The organism is Mycobacterium sp., from assembly GCF_019247635.1.
In the GTDB taxonomy this organism is placed as follows: domain Bacteria; phylum Actinomycetota; class Actinomycetes; order Mycobacteriales; family Mycobacteriaceae; genus Mycobacterium.
This window is the reverse complement of record NZ_JAFBAR010000092.1, coordinates 1-16,538: the sequence shown is the minus strand read 5'-3', so window position 1 is coordinate 16,538 and position 16,538 is coordinate 1. Positions and strand designations below refer to the sequence as shown.

The 16,538-nt window shown below is 66.5% G+C and carries 18 protein-coding genes and 1 pseudogene; 13 read left to right on the top strand and 6 right to left on the bottom strand.

The genetic code is table 11. From position 1 onward, the window contains the following. From JO236_RS15535 to JO236_RS15520, 4 genes and pseudogenes are all read left to right on the top strand, one after another. Positions 1 to 457: pseudogene (locus tag JO236_RS15535) on the top strand (mammalian cell entry protein); the annotation flags it as partial. Positions 458 to 469: 12 nt separating this feature from the next. Next, positions 470 to 2,194, top strand: a complete 1,725-nt coding sequence (locus JO236_RS15530; protein WP_293331899.1) for a virulence factor Mce family protein — start codon at positions 470 to 472, stop codon at positions 2,192 to 2,194. Further along, on the top strand, positions 2,194 to 2,985 hold the full coding sequence (locus tag JO236_RS15525; RefSeq protein WP_293331896.1) for a mammalian cell entry protein: 792 nt from the start codon (positions 2,194 to 2,196) through the stop codon (positions 2,983 to 2,985). The genes JO236_RS15530 and JO236_RS15525 overlap by 1 nt, the downstream gene beginning before the upstream one ends. After that, complete coding sequence (locus JO236_RS15520; protein ID WP_293331893.1) at positions 2,985 to 3,479, top strand: mammalian cell entry protein; 495 nt, start codon at positions 2,985 to 2,987, stop codon at positions 3,477 to 3,479. Before JO236_RS15525 ends, JO236_RS15520 begins: the two co-directional genes overlap by 1 nt. Positions 3,480 to 3,511: 32 nt before the next feature. Here JO236_RS15520 and JO236_RS15515 read toward each other — a convergent pair whose 3' ends face one another. The 3 genes from JO236_RS15515 to JO236_RS15505 are packed head-to-tail and all read right to left on the bottom strand — an operon-like array spanning position 3,512 to position 5,783. Continuing rightward, positions 3,512 to 4,090: a hypothetical protein gene (locus JO236_RS15515; RefSeq protein WP_293331890.1), complete on the bottom strand. Its 579-nt coding sequence runs from the start codon at positions 4,088 to 4,090 to the stop codon at positions 3,512 to 3,514. Positions 4,091 to 4,145: 55 nt separating this feature from the next. Next, positions 4,146 to 5,618 carry an alpha,alpha-trehalose-phosphate synthase (UDP-forming) gene (locus tag JO236_RS15510; protein ID WP_293331887.1) on the bottom strand — a complete coding sequence of 491 codons (1,473 nt, stop codon included), beginning with the start codon at positions 5,616 to 5,618 and terminating at the stop codon, positions 4,146 to 4,148. Then, entirely contained in the window at positions 5,619 to 5,783 is a 165-nt protein-coding gene (locus JO236_RS15505) for a hypothetical protein (RefSeq protein WP_293331884.1), read from the bottom strand. A gap of 148 nt (positions 5,784 to 5,931) precedes the next feature. Between JO236_RS15505 and JO236_RS15500 the strand changes: the two genes are divergently transcribed. The 3 genes from JO236_RS15500 to JO236_RS15490 all read left to right on the top strand — a co-directional run bounded on the left by JO236_RS15500 (position 5,932) and on the right by JO236_RS15490 (position 8,705). Further along, a complete protein-coding gene (locus tag JO236_RS15500) occupies positions 5,932 to 6,867 on the top strand; it encodes an enoyl-CoA hydratase (protein WP_293331881.1) in 936 nt (311 codons plus the stop codon). A 208-nt stretch (positions 6,868 to 7,075) separates the two neighbouring features. Beyond that, entirely contained in the window at positions 7,076 to 7,912 is an 837-nt protein-coding gene (locus JO236_RS15495; protein WP_293331878.1) for an SDR family oxidoreductase, read from the top strand. A 1-nt stretch (position 7,913) separates the two neighbouring features. Further along, positions 7,914 to 8,705: an SDR family NAD(P)-dependent oxidoreductase gene (locus JO236_RS15490; protein ID WP_293331905.1), complete on the top strand. Its 792-nt coding sequence runs from the start codon at positions 7,914 to 7,916 to the stop codon at positions 8,703 to 8,705. Positions 8,706 to 8,734: 29 nt separating this feature from the next. Here the strand turns inward: JO236_RS15490 and JO236_RS15485 are convergent, their stop codons facing one another. The 3 genes from JO236_RS15485 to JO236_RS15475 form a co-directional block, all read right to left on the bottom strand. After that, the gene (locus JO236_RS15485) at positions 8,735 to 10,276 is read right to left on the bottom strand and encodes an LCP family protein (RefSeq protein WP_293331875.1); all 1,542 of its coding nucleotides are present in this window, start codon (positions 10,274 to 10,276) and stop codon (positions 8,735 to 8,737) included. A 400-nt stretch (positions 10,277 to 10,676) separates the two neighbouring features. Beyond that, the gene (locus tag JO236_RS15480) at positions 10,677 to 11,087 is read right to left on the bottom strand and encodes an integrase (protein ID WP_293331872.1); all 411 of its coding nucleotides are present in this window, start codon (positions 11,085 to 11,087) and stop codon (positions 10,677 to 10,679) included. A 15-nt stretch (positions 11,088 to 11,102) separates the two neighbouring features. Then, positions 11,103 to 11,357 (bottom strand): hypothetical protein, encoded by a 255-nt coding sequence (locus JO236_RS15475; protein ID WP_293331869.1) that lies wholly within the window; start codon positions 11,355 to 11,357, stop codon positions 11,103 to 11,105. A gap of 215 nt (positions 11,358 to 11,572) precedes the next feature. Between JO236_RS15475 and JO236_RS15470 the strand changes: the two genes are divergently transcribed. The 6 genes from JO236_RS15470 to JO236_RS15445 all read left to right on the top strand — a co-directional run bounded on the left by JO236_RS15470 (position 11,573) and on the right by JO236_RS15445 (position 16,269). Beyond that, the gene (locus JO236_RS15470; protein WP_293331866.1) at positions 11,573 to 12,742 is read left to right on the top strand and encodes a TDT family transporter; all 1,170 of its coding nucleotides are present in this window, start codon (positions 11,573 to 11,575) and stop codon (positions 12,740 to 12,742) included. 55 nt (positions 12,743 to 12,797) lie between these two features. Beyond that, the gene (locus JO236_RS15465) at positions 12,798 to 13,469 is read left to right on the top strand and encodes a GAP family protein (protein WP_293331863.1); all 672 of its coding nucleotides are present in this window, start codon (positions 12,798 to 12,800) and stop codon (positions 13,467 to 13,469) included. Between the two features lie 302 nt (positions 13,470 to 13,771). Beyond that, on the top strand, positions 13,772 to 13,966 hold the full coding sequence (locus JO236_RS15460) for a hypothetical protein (RefSeq protein WP_293331860.1): 195 nt from the start codon (positions 13,772 to 13,774) through the stop codon (positions 13,964 to 13,966). 407 nt (positions 13,967 to 14,373) lie between these two features. Continuing rightward, complete coding sequence (locus JO236_RS15455) at positions 14,374 to 15,249, top strand: alpha/beta fold hydrolase (RefSeq protein ID WP_416362257.1); 876 nt, start codon at positions 14,374 to 14,376, stop codon at positions 15,247 to 15,249. 206 nt (positions 15,250 to 15,455) lie between these two features. Then, positions 15,456 to 15,788 carry a hypothetical protein gene (locus JO236_RS15450; protein ID WP_293331857.1) on the top strand — a complete coding sequence of 111 codons (333 nt, stop codon included), beginning with the start codon at positions 15,456 to 15,458 and terminating at the stop codon, positions 15,786 to 15,788. A 76-nt stretch (positions 15,789 to 15,864) separates the two neighbouring features. Next, a complete protein-coding gene (locus JO236_RS15445) occupies positions 15,865 to 16,269 on the top strand; it encodes a hypothetical protein (RefSeq protein ID WP_416362256.1) in 405 nt (134 codons plus the stop codon). Positions 16,270 to 16,538 lie beyond the last annotated feature (269 nt).

The window sequence follows — 16,538 nt, the reverse complement described above, 5'->3', positions numbered from 1 at the left end:
CGAGGCGCTTCGCGTGCTCAACAAAAACCGGGACCATATCGTCGAGGCCTTCGCCGCGCTGAAGAAGCTGGCGATGGTGACGTCAAATGTGCTGTCAAAGACCAAGGTGGACTTCGCCGAAGACCTCAAGGGCTTGTATTCAGTCGTGAAGGCCCTCAGCGACAACAAGAAGAATTTCGTCACCTCGCTGCAGCTGTTGCTGACGTTCCCGTTCCCCAACTTCGGTATCAAGCAGGCGGTGCGGGGTGACTACCTCAACGTGTTCACCACCTTCGACCTCACCTTGCGCCGGCTTGGTGAGACGTTCTTCACCACGTCGTATGCGTTGGACCCCAACATGATGCACATGCCCGAGGTCCTTAACCCGCCCGACTTCTTGACCGGTGAGCTGGCGAACCTGTCCGGACAGGCAGCCGACCCGTTCAAGATTCCGCCCGGAACGGCCACGGGACAGTAAGGGGCGGGGTCGATGATTGACAGACTTACCAAGATCCAGCTGGCGATCTTTGCCGTGATCACCGTGATCACGCTGATGGTGATGGCGATCTTCTACCTGCGGTTGCCCGCCACGTTCGGCATCGGCACCTACGGCGTGAGCGCCGATTTCGTCGCGGGTGGCGGGCTATACAAGAACGCCAACGTCACCTACCGCGGAGTAGCCGTGGGCCGGGTGGAATCGGTAGAGCTGAACCCCAGCGGCGTCACTGCCGAGATGCGCCTCAACAGCGGCACTCCCATTCCGTCGAACGTCACCGCGACGGTCAAAAGCGTGTCCGCGATCGGTGAGCAATACATCGACCTGGTCCCCCCGGCTACCCCGTCGTCGACCAAGTTGCACAACGGATTCCGGATCGACCGGCAGAACACCCGAATCGGCCAGGACGTCGCCGACCTGCTGAAGAAGGCCGAGACGCTGGTCAACAGCCTCGGCGACACCAAACTGCGAGACCTGCTGCGTGAGACGTTCGCCGCGACCAATGGCTCCGGTCCGGAACTGGCCCGCCTGGTCGAATCGGCGCGGCTACTGGTGGACGAGGCCAACGCCGACTACCCGCAGGTCTCGCAGCTGATCGACCAGGCGGGACCCTTCCTGCAAGCTCAGATTCGCGCCGGCGCCGACATCAAGTCGCTGGCCGACGGGCTGGCGCGGTTCACCTCGGAAGTAAGTCAGGCCGATCCGCAGCTGCGCAACACGTTGGCCACGGCCCCGGGCGCGATCGACGAAGCCAACACCGCGTTCACCGGCATCCGGCCCTCCTTCCCGACGCTGGCGGCCAGCCTGGCCAACCTGGGCCGGGTGGGTGTGATCTATCACAAGTCGATCGAGCAGCTACTGGTGGTCTTGCCGGCGCTGTTCGCCGCGATCACCACGTCCGCCGGCGGCACTCCTCCGGACGAGGGCGCCAAGCTGGACTTCAAGCTGGACCTCAACGACCCGCCGCCGTGCGCGGTGGGCTTTCTGCCCCCGCCGTTGATGCGCTCCCCGGCCGACGAGACCGTGCGCGAACTACCGCGGGATATGTACTGCAAGGTCGCCCAGAACGACCCCAGTACGGTGCGTGGTGCGCGGAACTATCCGTGCCAGGAATTCCCCGGCAAACGGGCACCGACGATCCAGCTGTGCCGCGATCCGAGAGGCTACGTGCCGGTGGGGCGCAACCCCTGGCGCGGGCCGCCCGTCCCGTACAACACGCCGGTGACCAACGGCCTGAACGTGCTGCCGCCCAACAAGTTCCCGTATATCCCGCCGGGCGCTGAGCCGGATCCGGGCATTCCGATCGTCGGACCGCCGCCGCCCGGCGTGACTCCCGGGCCGGGGCCGCTGCCGAACCATCAGCCGGCGTACGATCCGCCGCCGCCCAACGACAGCGGGCCGCCGCCGGGCAACCCGTCGTGGATGCCGCCCGGGGTGCCACCGGTACCGCCGCAGCTCCCGTACCCGAAGTGGTTGCCGCCGCCGGCACCGCCGGAAGGGATCAATCCTCCGCCGGCAGGTCCGGGACCGGAGAAGCCGTGGGGGCCGCCGCCCGGCGGGCAACCGCAGGCCAGCGGTCCGACGTACACGACTTACGACCAAACCACCGGCGCCTTCACCGACCCGGCAGGGGGCACAGGTCTTTTCGGGCCCGGTGTGCACGGCGCATCCGCTGCCGAGAATTGGGTGGACCTGATGCTTGATCCGAGGCCGATGTAATGGCCCTCAAAACGACGGACGCAGACGCGACGACGGACGCAGACGCGACGACGGACGCACAGCCGACGACGCAACGTGCGCGTCGCCGGGCGTCCCGCGCGGCGGGGCCGGCGAAGGCCGAAACGACCGGGGCGACTGGGGAAACCGGGGAGACCAGGCTCCCGCTCGAGGTGTCGGAGGATCCGGCCGAAACGGAAGCCTCGAGCGAACCCAAAAAGAAGCCGGCCAAGGCCGTGAAGTCGCTGTCGCCCGTCAAACCGCCGCCCCGACGGCGCGCGCCCGGTGTCCGGGTCGCGTGGATCTCGCTGGCCGCGGTGCTGGTGGCGGTCGCCGCGATGGCCACCGGCGTGTACCTGCTGGTGAACCAGCACCGCGCCGCCGAGGCCGAGCAGGCCCGCGACCAGCGCTTCGTCGACATTGCCACGCAAACCGTGGTCAACATGTACAGCTACAAGCAGGACACCATCGACGAGAGCGTCAACCGCTTCGTCGATGGCACCAGCGGACCGCTGCGCGGCATGCTCAGTGCCAACAACAACGTCGAGAACATCAAGGCGTTATACCGCCAAACCAACGCGACGTCGGAAGCCGTGGTCAACGGCGCGGCCCTCGAGGGTGTCGATGCGGTGACCAATAACGCGTCGGTGCTGGTGTCGGTGCGGGTGACGGTCGCCGACATCGACGGGGTTAACAAGCCGTCCATGCCCTACCGGTTGCGGGTCATCGTGCACGAGGACGAGACCGGCCGGATGACCGGCTACGACCTGAGATATCCCGACGGGGGGAATTGATGCGGCGCTGGTCGCGCTTGCTGATCAAGGTCTTCGGTTTCCTGTTGGTCGCGAGTTTCATTGGGCTGTCCGCGGTCGGCGGCTGGTTCTATTGGGATCGGGTGCAGAGTCGCGGTGAGGCCGCGGCGCGCGCGGTGTTGCCGCAACTGGCCGCCAGGGAGATACCGCAGGTCTTCGGCTACGACTACCAGACCGTCGAACGCAGTCTCGCGGACGTGTACCCGTGGCTGACGCCGGACTATCGCCAGGAGTTCCAGAAGAGCGCCAATACGCAGATCATCCCGGAGGCGAAGAAGCGCGAGGTGGTGGTCCAGGCCAACGTGGTCGGCGTGGGTGTCATTGCGGCCAAACGTGATTCGGCATCGGTCATGGTTTATCTGAATCGGACCGTGACCGACAAGACGCGACAGCCGCTCTACGATGGCAGCCGCCTGCGGGTCGATTTCAAGCGGATCGCCGGCAAGTGGCTGATCGCTTACATCACGCCGATCTAGTCCGGCGGCGCTCGCCGAGGCTCACGCCAGCCCTAGTTGCATTGCGCGATGATGTTGCATTGCATCGGGTACCGCTGGATGGGGCTGGGCGGCGGTCCGGCCAGCTGCAGCGAGAACGGCTGCTTCTTCATGTCCGACGGCAGGCCACACACGGCGCCGTGCAACGTGGTGTGCGTCCCGTTGAGCGTCCCGTCGTCGAACGCATAGGTTTCGGTGGTTGGCGCGACGCCGCCGCCCGGGCAGGACACACCGTCGGCCACCTTGACCACGAACGTCCACAGTCCGCCCACCAACCGGGCTCGGCTGCTGAAGTTCTGCTGTTGGTCGGCGCGGCTGATCTGTTCGTCCGTCGCGCTCACCACGTTCAGTGAGCAGAAGTCCGCCATGATGTCCGGGTTGGAATAGTCCTTGTAGTAACGACTTCCGTTGACGTTGTCGCAGAGCGCCGTGACCGTCCAGGTGACCCCGGATATCCCCGCCTGGTTGAAGACGTACTTGCCGTCCGCCGGCGGCCCGATCGCGCTCGCATGCTCACCGGAATTCGAGGCAATTCCCAGCGCGACGATCGAAACGATGCCGACACCAGCGGCCAAACCGCGACGGATCTTCACGTCGGTCCTCCCTTCACGCCGGAAGCGCTGCATCGAGTATCACAGCGTTGCGGGCTCAGTCCAAGCCTTTCGGATGAGCTTCGGCCAACGCATCCAGAAACGACCGTGCCCAGCGATCCACATCGTGTGCGAGCACCTGGCGGCGCAGCGAGCGCATCCGGCGCCGTCCCTCTTCGACCGTCTGGTTGAGCGCGGCCTCGATGGAGTCCTTGACGCCTTCGAGGTCGTGCGGGTTGACCAGATAGGCCTGCCGCAATTCGGTTGCGGCCCCGGTGAATTCGCTGAGCACCAGGGCGCCACCCAGGTCGCTGCGGCAGGCGACGTACTCCTTGGCCACCAGGTTCATCCCGTCGCGCAGCGGGGTGACCAGCATGACGTCGCTGGCGACAAAGAAGGCGACGAGTTCGTCGCGGGGTATCGGGCGGTGCAGGTAGTGCACCACGGGGTGGCCGACCTCGGCGTACTCGCCGTTGATGTGTCCGACCTGGCGCTCGATGTCGTTGCGCAGGATCTGGTAGCTCTCGACCCGTTCGCGGCTCGGGGTGGCCAGCTGGACCAGCACGGTGTCGTCGCGTTTGGCACGGCCCTCGGCGAGCAGCTCGTTGAACGCTTTCAGCCGGACGTCGATGCCCTTGGTGTAGTCGAGCCGGTCGACGCCGAGCAGGATTTTGCGGGGATTGCCCAATTCGGCGCGGATTTCCCGGGCCCGGCGCCGCACGTTGCGGTCGCGGGCGGCGCGGTCGAGCGCGCCCGAATCGATGGAGATCGGAAAGGCGCCCACCCGAACGGTGCGACGATCCCACTGCACCTCACCGAACCGCGACCGGACCCCGACCGCTCCGCGTGAGGCTTCCGCGCCCACCAGCTGCCGGGACAGGAACAGGAAGTTCTGCGCACCCCCGGGGAGATGGAACCCGACCAGGTCCGCCCCGAGCAGCCCTTCGACGATCTCGGTGCGCCACGGTATCTGCATGAACAGCTCCACCGGCGGGAAGGGGATGTGCAGGAAAAAACCGATGGTCAGGTCCGGCCGCAGCGCGCGCAGCATCTTCGGGACCAGTTGCAGCTGATAGTCCTGCACCCACACCGTCGCGCCGGGGGCGGCCGCCCGCGAGGTGGCTTCGGCGAAGCGCCGGTTGACATCGACATAGCGCTCCCACCACTCGCGGTGGTAGATCGGCTTGACGATGACGTCGTGGTACAGCGGCCACAGTGTGGCGTTGGAAAACCCCTCGTAGTACTCGGCGACGTCCTCATTGCTCAGGCGGACCGGCTGAAGCCGCAGCTCGTCCTGCTCGATCGGCGCGTCTTCTTCGTCGCCGTCACTGTCCACACCGCCGGGCCAGCCGACCCACGCGCCGCGCCGCCGGCGCAGCAGCGGTTCCAGGGCGGTGACCAAACCTCCCGGGCTGCGTTTCCAGGTCGTGGTGCCATCGGGGAGCCGCTCCAGATCGACCGGCAGGCGGTTAGCGACCACCACAAAGTCGGAATCCCCGGACTCTGCGGGCTTGCCTCCCCTTACAGCCATTTAGGCGTCTAGTTTCGACGGTCCAATACCGAGCATGGACAAGAAAACCCGACACTCGTCGGCGTCGGTCGCGTAGGCGGCCACGACCCTTCTGGCCTGGCTTGCGGTGCTGTCGGCAACCGGCTCCACATCACCGATTTCGCCAGGATCAGTTTTAGTAGGCATGAGACAACTCTAAAGGGTGTGACGGACAGCCCGTAACGGGTCGTGGCTGGCGACTACCCAGCAGCGGCCTTCTTACACACTGGCCGTAATGTGTAACGGACCGATACCCGGTCCAGGATCAAGGCCCCAAACACGTTAGGTGGGCGGAATGACTCTCTCCGACCAAGCCGACACCGCAGCGGACAACGCTGCTTCCGCTGAGCTGGTTGCCTACGAAACCCTCGACGAGGGCCGCATCGCCCGGATCTGGTTGAACCGGCCCGACGCCCAGAACGCGCAGAGCCGCACCCTGCTGGTCCAGCTCGACGAGGCGTTCCTACGGGCCGAGGCCGACGACGCCGTCCGGGTGGTGATCCTGGCCGCGCGCGGTAAGAACTTCTCTGCCGGTCACGACCTGGGATCGGAGCAGGCGCTGCTGGAACGCCAGCCCGGCCCCGCCCAGCATCCGAGCTTTCGGTCGCGCGGCGCCACCCTCGATCCGATCATCGAGAAGCTCTATCACCAGGAGTGGCACTACTTCTTCAACAACACCTGCCGCTGGCGCGATCTGCGCAAGATCACCATCGCCCAGGTGCAGGGCAGCGCGATCTCGGCGGGCCTGATGCTGATCTGGGCCTGCGACCTGATCGTGGCGGCCGACAATGCGAAGTTCAGCGACGTGGTCGCGGTGCGCCTGGGCATGCCCGGCGTCGAATATTACGCTCACCCTTGGGAATTCGGTCCACGCAAGGCCAAAGAGCTGTTGCTGACCGGTGATTCGCTGGATGCCGAGGAGGCCTATCGGCTCGGCATGGTGTCCAAGGTGTTTCCGCTCGACGAACTGGCGGACAAGACTCTGGAATTCGCGCGGCGAATCGCCGAGCGGCCCACGATGGCCTCGCTGCTGGTCAAGGATTCGGTGAACGCCGCCTCCGACGCGATGGGATTCACCGAGGCGCTCCGGCACGCGTTCCATCTGCACGAGCTCGGGCACGCACACTGGGCGGCCCACAACGAGAATCGGTTCCCGGTGGGCCTGCCGCCCGAGGTCGAGGACTGGCGTGCCGCGAAGCCGACCAAGGTGGCCCGCCGCGACACGCCATAGCGGCGCGCCGTAGCGGCGCAGCGCGGCGCAGCGGCGTTCATTCTGCGCTGAGGGCGTAGGTCACTCGACCGTTGTCGCCCTGGACGCCGAATCAAATCGTGGGGCGGGTGTGCGTCCGCGACCGGGTTCGTCAGGCCAGCGACGTGCGCGGCGGTGGCCGCATGGTTCTATGACTAGAACCTGTTTCAGTTCAGCGTAAGGGGCTCGCGTGCAGCTTTCATTCCAGGACCGGACATACCTGGTCACCGGTGGTGGCAGTGGAATCGGCAAGGGCGTGGCGGCCGGCCTGGTTGCGGCCGGGGCGTCGGTCATGATCGTCGGCCGCAATCCGGATCGGCTGGACGGGGCCGTCACAGATATCGAACAGCAAAGCGCCAACGGCGGCTCGATCCGCTACGAGCCCGCCGACGTCACCAACGAGGACGAGGTCGCCCGCGCGGTTGACGCGGTCACGGCGTGGCACGGGCGCCTGGACGGGGTGGTGCACAGCGCGGGCGGCTCCGAGACCGTCGGGCCGATCACCCACACCGACTCGGCGGCCTGGCGACGCACCGTCGACCTCAACGTCAACGGCACCATGTACGTGCTCAAGCACGCCGCACGCGAGATGGTGCACGGCGGGGGCGGCTCCTTCGTCGGGATCTCGTCGATCGCGGCCAGCAACACCCACCGCTGGTTCGGACCCTACGGGGTCACCAAGTCCGCCATCGACCACATGATGATGCTGGCCGCTGACGAACTCGGGGCCTCGTGGGTACGGGTCAACAGCGTCCGCCCGGGGCTGATCCGCACCGATCTCGTTGCGGCGAGCGTCATCCAGTCACCGGAGATCAGCGGCGACTACGCCCGCTGCACGCCGCTGCCGAGGTTCGGCGAGGTCGAGGACGTGGCCAACCTCGCGATGTTCTTGCTGAGCGACGCGGCCAGCTGGATCACCGGACAGTGCATCAATGTCGACGGGGGGCACATCCTGCGTCGCGGTCCGGACTACTCCGCGATGATGGAGCCCATATTCGGTGCCGACGCACTACGCGGCGTGGTGTGACGTGAATCGGCTCGAGGGCCAGCGGATCCTGGTGACGGGCGGCGCGTCGGGGATCGGCCAGGCCACCGCGCTGCGGCTGTTGGACGAAGGCGCGATCGTGGTGGCCGCCGACGTCGCGGCGGACGGGTTGGACACCACCGGTGCCCGCGCCGACGCGGCCGGGGCCGGGCACCGGCTGACCACCCTGCCGATGGACGTGGCGAACGAGGATTCGGTGATCGACGGCGTGCGCGCGGCCGCCCAGACCCTCGGCGGACTGGATTCAGTGGTCAACGCCGCAGGCATCCTGCGCGCCGCGCACACCCACCAGACCAGTGCCAAGCTGTGGAATCAGATCCTCGCCGTCAACCTCACAGGCACCTTCCTGGTGGTCCGCGAGGCACTGCCGGCGTTGCTGGCGAACTCGCGCAGCGCAATCGTGAACTTCAGCTCCACGTCGGCGTCCTTCGCCCATCCCTACATGGCCGCCTACGCCGCCAGCAAGGGCGGTGTCCAGGCGTTCACGCACTCCCTGGCGCTGGAATATGCGAAGGACGGACTGCGCGCGGTGTGCGTGTGCCCGGGCAGCATCAAGTCCGGGATCACCGATGCGACTGGCGGATACATTCCGCAGGACGCCGACTGGTCGCTGTTCACCAGGCTGATGCCGATCCTGCCCACCACGGAGAAATCCAGCGGCGCCGGGATGGCCGATCCGTCGGTGATCGCCGGCGTGATCGCGATGCTGGTGTCCCAGGATGGGGCATTCATCACCGGCACGGAGATCCGCATCGACGGCGGCACGCACGCGTGATTAGTCGTGCGCGCCACTAACTCTGCGCCCTAGTTGACGCACGGCACGCCGCCGCCGTCGATGGGCTTGCCTTCGTTGGGCGTCGGGTAGGTGGTGGTGGCACCGTACCCGCCGTACCCCGAGTAGGTGTTGGACTTGGTGGTCGTTGTCGTGGTGGTGGCGTCGTCCATGGGCGGCAACGAAAAATTGGTGTCCACGGTGACCTGAACGTGTCCGGGGGCCAGGGTGGGGTCGGGTTGGCTCGGGGGGTCGATGCCGAGCAGGGCGGCGACGTTATGGGCGTCTGCGTCGGCTCCCAGACCGTAGGCGACGCTGCTGGTTGTCGGCTCACCGGAGTTGCGATCGCGGATTTGGCCTATGGTGTAACCCTGCTTCTTCAGTGCGCGGGATACCTCTGAGGCCAGTCCGCCCATGCTGCCGGAATTGACCACGTCCACGACGGTGGAGGCGTTGGGCTTCGGGGGCGTGGTGGGCGCCGGGGCTGTGGTGACGGCGCCGCCGATCGCCTTCGCCACCTCGGCCTTGATCGCCGCCGGGTCGATGATGTTGACACTCTGGCCGTCGATCTCGTCGTAGCGGACGACCGGTAGGGTGCGGAATTCGACGTTCCCGTTTGCCAGGCCGCCCAGTCGCTGGATCAGGTCCTGGTCCCACCCCGACGACAGCACCACGTCTTTGCGCGCCACGGCCATCAGCCTGTTTAGGCGATCCAGGTCGGTAAAGGTGCCCGACTCCTGCAGTTCGTGCATGACCGACGAGATGAACGCCTGTTGCCGGTGTGTGCGGTCCAGGTCCCCGTTGTCCAGGCCGTGCCGTTGCCGGACGAAGGCCAGCGCCTGTGACGCGTTCAGCCGCTGTCGTCCGGCCGGGAAGTCAGCTCCGGAGTAGGAGTCGTAGACGGCGTGGTTGAGGCACACGTCGACACCACCCAGGGTCTGGGCCAGGTCGTAGAAACCTGCGAGGTTGATCTCCGCGAAATAGTCGATGGGAACGCCGGTCAGGCTTCGCACCGCGCGCAGGGTCGCGGCACGACCGGCTTCGCGGCCCTTGGTCTCCAGCTCTTTTTGGCTTGCCCCCTGGTTGGCGAGCTTCTGTGCGACGTACTGCTTGGTGAGGCCGTACGCCTCCTTGATCTTGATGTGGTTGTAGCCCGGGACGCCGTTGAACGGCACCCAGTCGTCGCGGGGGATCGAAAAGGCGACGACTTTTCCGTCGGCTCCGACGTGCACCAGGATCAGGGTGTTGGTGTTGTAGCCCCCGTCATCGGAATCGCCCGCGTGCAGTTGCCTCAGGATCGAGTAGGGCAGGTCGTTGCCGTCTTGATCTTTGCGCGAGTCCAGTCCAATGAGCAGGATGTTCATGTTGTTGCCGCTGGACCGGGGGTCGTCCGGGGTCAGGGCCTGCGAGACGGTGATCCCGCCCAGCGCACCGTGAGCCACCCAATACCCCGCGCCGGTCAGCAGCACCGACGCCACCGATATCAGCGACATAAAGCCCCGCGCGAGCCCTTTGCGGACTCGCGACTGCTGGCGGGGGAGACGGTGGCGGTGACTGCCACCGGAGCGTGTCACTACAAGCCTCGGCCAGTCACGTGCGCATCACCCAGTCACCGCCGCGGCGGCGGTTTGCGGGGATGTCGCTTGTCGCATGGCGTTAAGTATGCGACAGCTTGCTAAGAACACCCCAACAGAGCGTGTGTGGTGTGGGCAGCTTCACCGCGGCCGCGGGGTGGTTTCAGTTAGCCCGAACTGGCCTGTTTCGCTGCGCTACCTGCATGTTTCTCCGACCAGTCTGCCCCAGCTCAGGTAACTGCGAGGCGAACGTGCACAGCGCCTCGGCCGGGGCGGGCCTTGTTGGCGTCGCCGAGTGTGCATCGCAGAACGCCGCCCATCGGCAACCCCGATCGGGCATGACTCAGCGGACGTCGGTGTGAAAGCCGTTCCGGCGCTAACGCAGTCGCGCGGTCGGCCGTCAGCAGTACGGGTATTCGATGTGCCAACGGCCGTTGACCCAGTCGGCGCGGAAGTGGCCGCCCAGGGCCGGGCTGGCGTCCGTGATGGCGCCCGTGCCACCGATATTGGGTGTGAAGCCGGGGGGATCCCAGGTGACGGATTGAGGATTAGGAGGGGTATCCGGTGTGCAACCCTGCTGCTTGGCGATGTAGCCCTCGATGACGCGCTGCTCGGCCGTGGTTTGATCACCACCGTCAGCCGCGGGCGCATCGGGACACGAGGCGTTCGGGCCGCACCCGCCGTGCGCGACGGCGACCAGTCGCGGGCTGGCAACGGATGGCCGCGGTGTCCCCGCACCCATCAGCATCCCGGCTACCACGCATCCCGCCACGACCGCCGTCGACCCCGCTAAGCCGAGGTGTTTGAGCATTTTGCCTCCCGAACGTCAGCCATTGACGGCTTTTACCGTGTCCTCGCCCGACTCGTAGAAAACGCGGATGTTCGTGCCCGTCACGATTTCCGCGAGGTATACCCCGAGCGGTTCGATCTCGTAGTAGTAATGCGCATTGCCCTGCGCGTCCAACGTCGTGGCACACGTGTAGTACGGCGCACCACACCTTTGTTTGATCGGCAGCGCGAGTATCGCTATCACCAGGACGACGGCGATCCCGACCAGCAGCGGAACCCTCCGCGAATGCATACCTCGTTGTCGAAGGAGAAGCACAGTGGCAGTGTATGCGCGCCGGACGGCAAAGGAAGTGGCAAGGTGGTAGTCGCCCGGGGCGGGCCGACATGGCCTGCACCACAACGCTTTACGTGCGACAGCCAAATGGCTGCACTGAAAATGCTTCCGGGACAAACATATCCGCCGGCCCGGCAGTACGCGCGCGACCGATGCGATAAGGTTGCTCAGCTATGAGCACCGCAAACCCGGATGGCGAACCGTCGCCGCCGACCCGGGTCGAGGTGTTGGGCAATATCGGACCCAACTGGTTCGCCTCGGTAATGGGTACCGGGATCGTGGCCACCGCCGGCGCGGGACTGCCCCTGCAGGTGGTAGGCCTGCGCGTGTTCACCGAAGTGGTCTGGGTGATCGCCGCGGTGCTGCTGGTCATTCTGATCGTCCTGGTGGGTGGTCACTGGGTGCGTCACCCCACGGTGGCACGCACGCACGCCCGCAATCCACAGCTGGCCCACTTCTACGGTGCCGCACCCATGGCGCTCTTGACCGTGGGAAGCGGTGCCATGCTGGTGGGCCGCGACCTCGTTGGCCAGCGCGTCGCCGTCGACCTGGACTGGGTGCTGTGGACCGCGGGCACCCTCGGCGGGTTGTTCACCGCGGTCACCATTCCGTACCTCATGTTCACCCAGCATCAGGTGGAGCCCGATGCGGCGTTCGGCGGGTGGTTGATGCCGGTGGTGCCACCCATGGTGTCGGCCGCGTCCGGCGCCTTGCTGCTCCCGCATATCGGCGCGGGCACGGGCCGCGAGACCATGCTGTATGGCTGCTATGCCATGTTCGGGTTGTCGTTGATGGCCTCGCTGAACATCATCGTGATGATCTGGAGCCGACTGACCCTGTACGGCACCTCGGGTAGTGCGCGAATCCCGACGCTGTGGATCGTGTTGGGTCCGCTTGGTCAATCCATAACGGCCGCAGGGCTTTTGGGAGCTGCCGCCAAACCGGCCGTGGACCAGGCCCTGGCTCAGGACATGATCACGTTCGGCATCCTCTACGGCGTTCCGGTGTGGGGCTTCGCGGTGCTGTGGATCGCGCTGGCCACCGCGTTGACGGTGCGCACGCTGGCCCGCGGGATGCCGTTCGCCCTGACGTGGTGGAGCCTGACCTTCCCGGTCGGCACCTTCGTCACCGGGACCTCGCAACTGGCGCTGCACACGCATTTGCCGGCCTTCAAAGTTGCCGGGGTGGTCGCCTACGCCGGCCTGCTGACCACCTGGCTGCTGGTGGCCGTGCGCACCGGGCGGGGCAGCCTGCGCGGCAACCTGCTCAAGACTCCGCCGAGTAGCACGCCGATCAAGGCCAGCAAGGACACCGTGTCCTGGAACGCACGGCCCCAAACGTAGGTTTCGTCGACGGCGCGTGATCGTGCGCAGCGTGTCGGTGCAAAGATTGCTGCCCGTGGCAGGAAGTTGGGGCTCCGTGCTGAGCGCACTTGTTCCGCTGGCGCTCGTCGTTGCCCTCTCACCGATCACGGTGATTCCGGCCGTGCTGCTCCTGCAGGCGCCGCGGGCGCGGCCCAACGGCCTGGCGTTCCTGGGCGGGTGGCTGCTCGGGCTGGCCGCCCTGACCGCCGCCTCCGATGCGGCCTCCGGTGCCTTCGCGGCTTTGCACAAAACGCCGCCGACGTGGGCGTCCTGGCTGCGGGTCGCACTCGGGTTGGCGCTCATCGGGTTCGGCGTGTACCGGTGGCTGACCCGGCATCGCGACACCGATCCGCCGCGCTGGATGCGTTCGTTTTCCAATTTCACCCCGGCACGTGCCGCACTGGCGGGGGCCGTGCTGGCGGTGATCCGGCCCGAGGTCGTGATCATCTGCGCGGCGGCCGGCCTCGCGATCGGCACCAGCACTCTCGCCACGGCGGGCGAGTGGCTGGCCGCCGCGTTCTTCGTCGCGCTGGCGGCCTCAACGGTCGCCGTTCCGGTGTTGGCATACGTGGCGGCCGGCGAGCGGCTCGACAATATGCTGTCGCGTCTCAAAGACTGGATGGAGCAACACCACGGTGCGCTGCTGGCGGCCGTGCTGATCGTGATTGGATTGATGGTGCTGTACAAAGGAATTCACGCGCTGTAGGCGGCGTTGTCTGCGCGCTGCGGCGTGGCAGCCGCGATCACGGCGACAACCGCCGGTTGCGTCAAGTTTTAGTCTCTTTAGCTGGGCATTCACCAGCTTGCGGCGGAGGTTGGATGGAGGGAACGCCTTTAGGGGCGACTTCCTAGGGTGCGCCGAAAGGGTGCGCCGAAAGCCATTGCAGCTCAATATCTTTTAGAATACCCTCAGCCGGCTGGGCCCCCTGGCGATTCGGCCGCCCCGCAAGAGTTGTTTGGGAACCTCCCCGACGGGTAGGCCACGTTGAGTCGATCGGAGGAGTGATGATGATTGACGCGCTCGACGAGCCGTACCCGCTGTCCCGCGTCGGGTTCGGGGCGCCGCAGAGACCGCCGGAACCCGGCACGCCGGGAGAAACACCGGAGCGACTGACGCCCACGGAACCACCCGAGCGACTGACCCCGGCCGAACCGCCGGAGCGGCTGGTTCCGGCCGACCCGCCGGAACGTCGGCCGGCGTAAGACGATCCAGGAACGGAGATTTGGCATGCGCGCCGAAGAAGGCGACGAAACGGTCAAAGACTATGCAGCTGAGGGCGAAGAAACGCTGAGCAGGATCAAGGACTCCCAGCAGGCGCGAAATCCCCTGGGCAGATTTGTCCAGCGGATCGCTAAGCTTTGCCGGGGTCCGCGAGACCATTAGCGGTCGGTCACAAACCGCGGCTGCGGCCAGCGCGGCGACGGCAAACCCCTTGTGGGCGGCGAAATTCAACGAAATATTCGTCGCAGGGCCATGCGGCGTGGCTGCTTTCGGTGCACCGTGCTTTCTCGGGTCTGTGCCGTCCCGGGCATGTCCTCGACCGGTGACTGCTGGGCGGCCGACTACACGCTCGGAACTGCCTGATTCGGACGGGTTCTACGATTTCCTGATGGGCATGGCACCCGAACTCTTCTCGACCCAGGCCGCTGACGGCGTCCGGATCGTCGCCGATCGCCTCGGTGATCCGCGAGCGCGCGCCGTGGTGTTCTTGCACGGCGGCGGGCAGACCCGCCGCTCGTGGGGCCGCGCGGCCGCGGCCGTCGCCAAACGTGGCTGGCAAGCCGTCACGATCGACCTGCGCGGGCACGGGGAGTCCGACTGGTCGGACGGGGGCGACTACCGGGTGGTCACCTTTGCAGCCGACGTCCAAGAGGTGCTGCACACCTTGCCCCCGAAGCCGGCGCTGGTGGGCGCCTCCCTGGGCGGGTTCACGTCGATGATTCTGGCGGGGGAGCTCTCGCCGGGCATCGCCAGCGCCGTCGTGTTGGTGGACATCGTGCCCAATATGGACCAGTCCGGGGCCAACCGGATACACGACTTCATGGCCGACCGGGTGGAGTCGGGGTTCGGTTCGCTGGAGGAAGTCGCTGACGCCATCGCCGCATACAACCCGCACCGGCCGCGACCCACTGACCTGGACGGCTTGACCACCAACCTGCGTCGCCGTGGGGATCGCTGGTATTGGCACTGGGATCCGCAGTTCATCAGCGGCCGAGCGGCGTTTCCGCCGTTCGAGGTCACCGACGCTGACCGCATGCACACGGCTGTTGCTGCGATCCTGCGCGACGGCGTCCCGATGCTGCTGGTTCGGGGCCAGATGAGCGATCTGGTCCGCCAGGAGAGCGCCGACGAATTCCTGGCGCGTTTCCCGCAAGTCGAATTCACCGACGTCCGCGGCGCCGGCCATATGGTCGCCGGTGACCGCAACGACATCTTCGCCGAAGCGGTTCTGGCCTTCCTCACCCGCCATATCGATGAAGGATGATGCGCACGCCGCACCAGCATGTCAGGAGGTCTGATTTGAGTGAAAGATACTGCGCCGCAACACATCAGTGCCGGGTTACCAGAAGCGCGGCTGCTCGTGGACCCCGATACCCTGTGCGGAGTCTGTCGGCAGCGGCCGGAATTGCCTGCTTGGCAATGACTTTCGGTTCCTACGCAGCTATGCCGAAAGCAGCCGCGGATAACCCTGTGTGTACGACGCAGGTGTGCTCCTTTTACACCCCGTCGCACAACATCAGCTGCGAACTGGACACCGGTGGGCGCGTCGGACCCGACTCCGCCTATTGTCAGACCGTCCGGCCGCCGCAGTCAGTGCACATGGAAAGCGACGGTGGGGTACACCCGTGTACGGGCGACAGCTGTTTGGGCAATGCGGGAGTGGGCACCCCGATTCTCGCGTACGGCCAGACCGTCGCCCTGGGGCCATTCAGCTGTGTCTCAGCGGCCACCGGCGTCACCTGCACCGTTACCTCGGGACGTGGCTTCGCCATCTCGGACGCGGGGATCACGCCCGTCGGGTGACCTCCCGCCGGCCCGAGTGTGAAGTAGGCGACGCGACACGCCGAGAAAGCGTCGCCAGGTTCACACTCGCGGGGAGGTGAGGGCCGCGTCGGGCGGTCCGAGTCCGACCACGGCGCCGGGTGGGCAGACCACGCCGCCGGGCCAGCAAAGCACGCCGTCGGGCGGCCCGCAGACCACTCCGGTTCTGGTCGCGCCGAGCACCCAGCCGCCGCACCCGGCCTACGTTCCGCACGGAGCGTTCGAACGGGGCACAGACCAGGTCGGCGGTCCCAGCAAGGCGCCGGCCGGTTTCAGCCCAGCCGATCACGGCGCGCCACCTCCGCCGCCGCCACGAGGGTTTGGCTACAACGACGGCCCGGCTCCCGGCCACGCGCCGCCCAACTGGGTGGGCCCCCCGCCCCGCGGCGGGTGGGACGGCGCGGTGGGACGGCGCGCCGCCTCCCGGTGGCTGGAACCGGCCATGGGACCGGCCTCCGCGTGACGAGGTCATCGCGCGCCGCGATTTCGGACCGTTCGCCTACAACACCTTTACCGTCATCCCGGTCTTCAACTGGCAATTCGGCGGTTGGGGCTACTGGTTCTTCGGCGTTTGGGTGCCGCTCTACTCGTAGCGACGACGCAACGTGCTTGAGACCCGCAGTCGCGGGGCGATCCAGCCGTACTCGACATAAGTAGTAGCTAGCGTTCTCTCATTCAGGCTGCCTCGTGGTTGCGCAAACCATTAGCCTTATGCCTGGCACGCCATCGCGT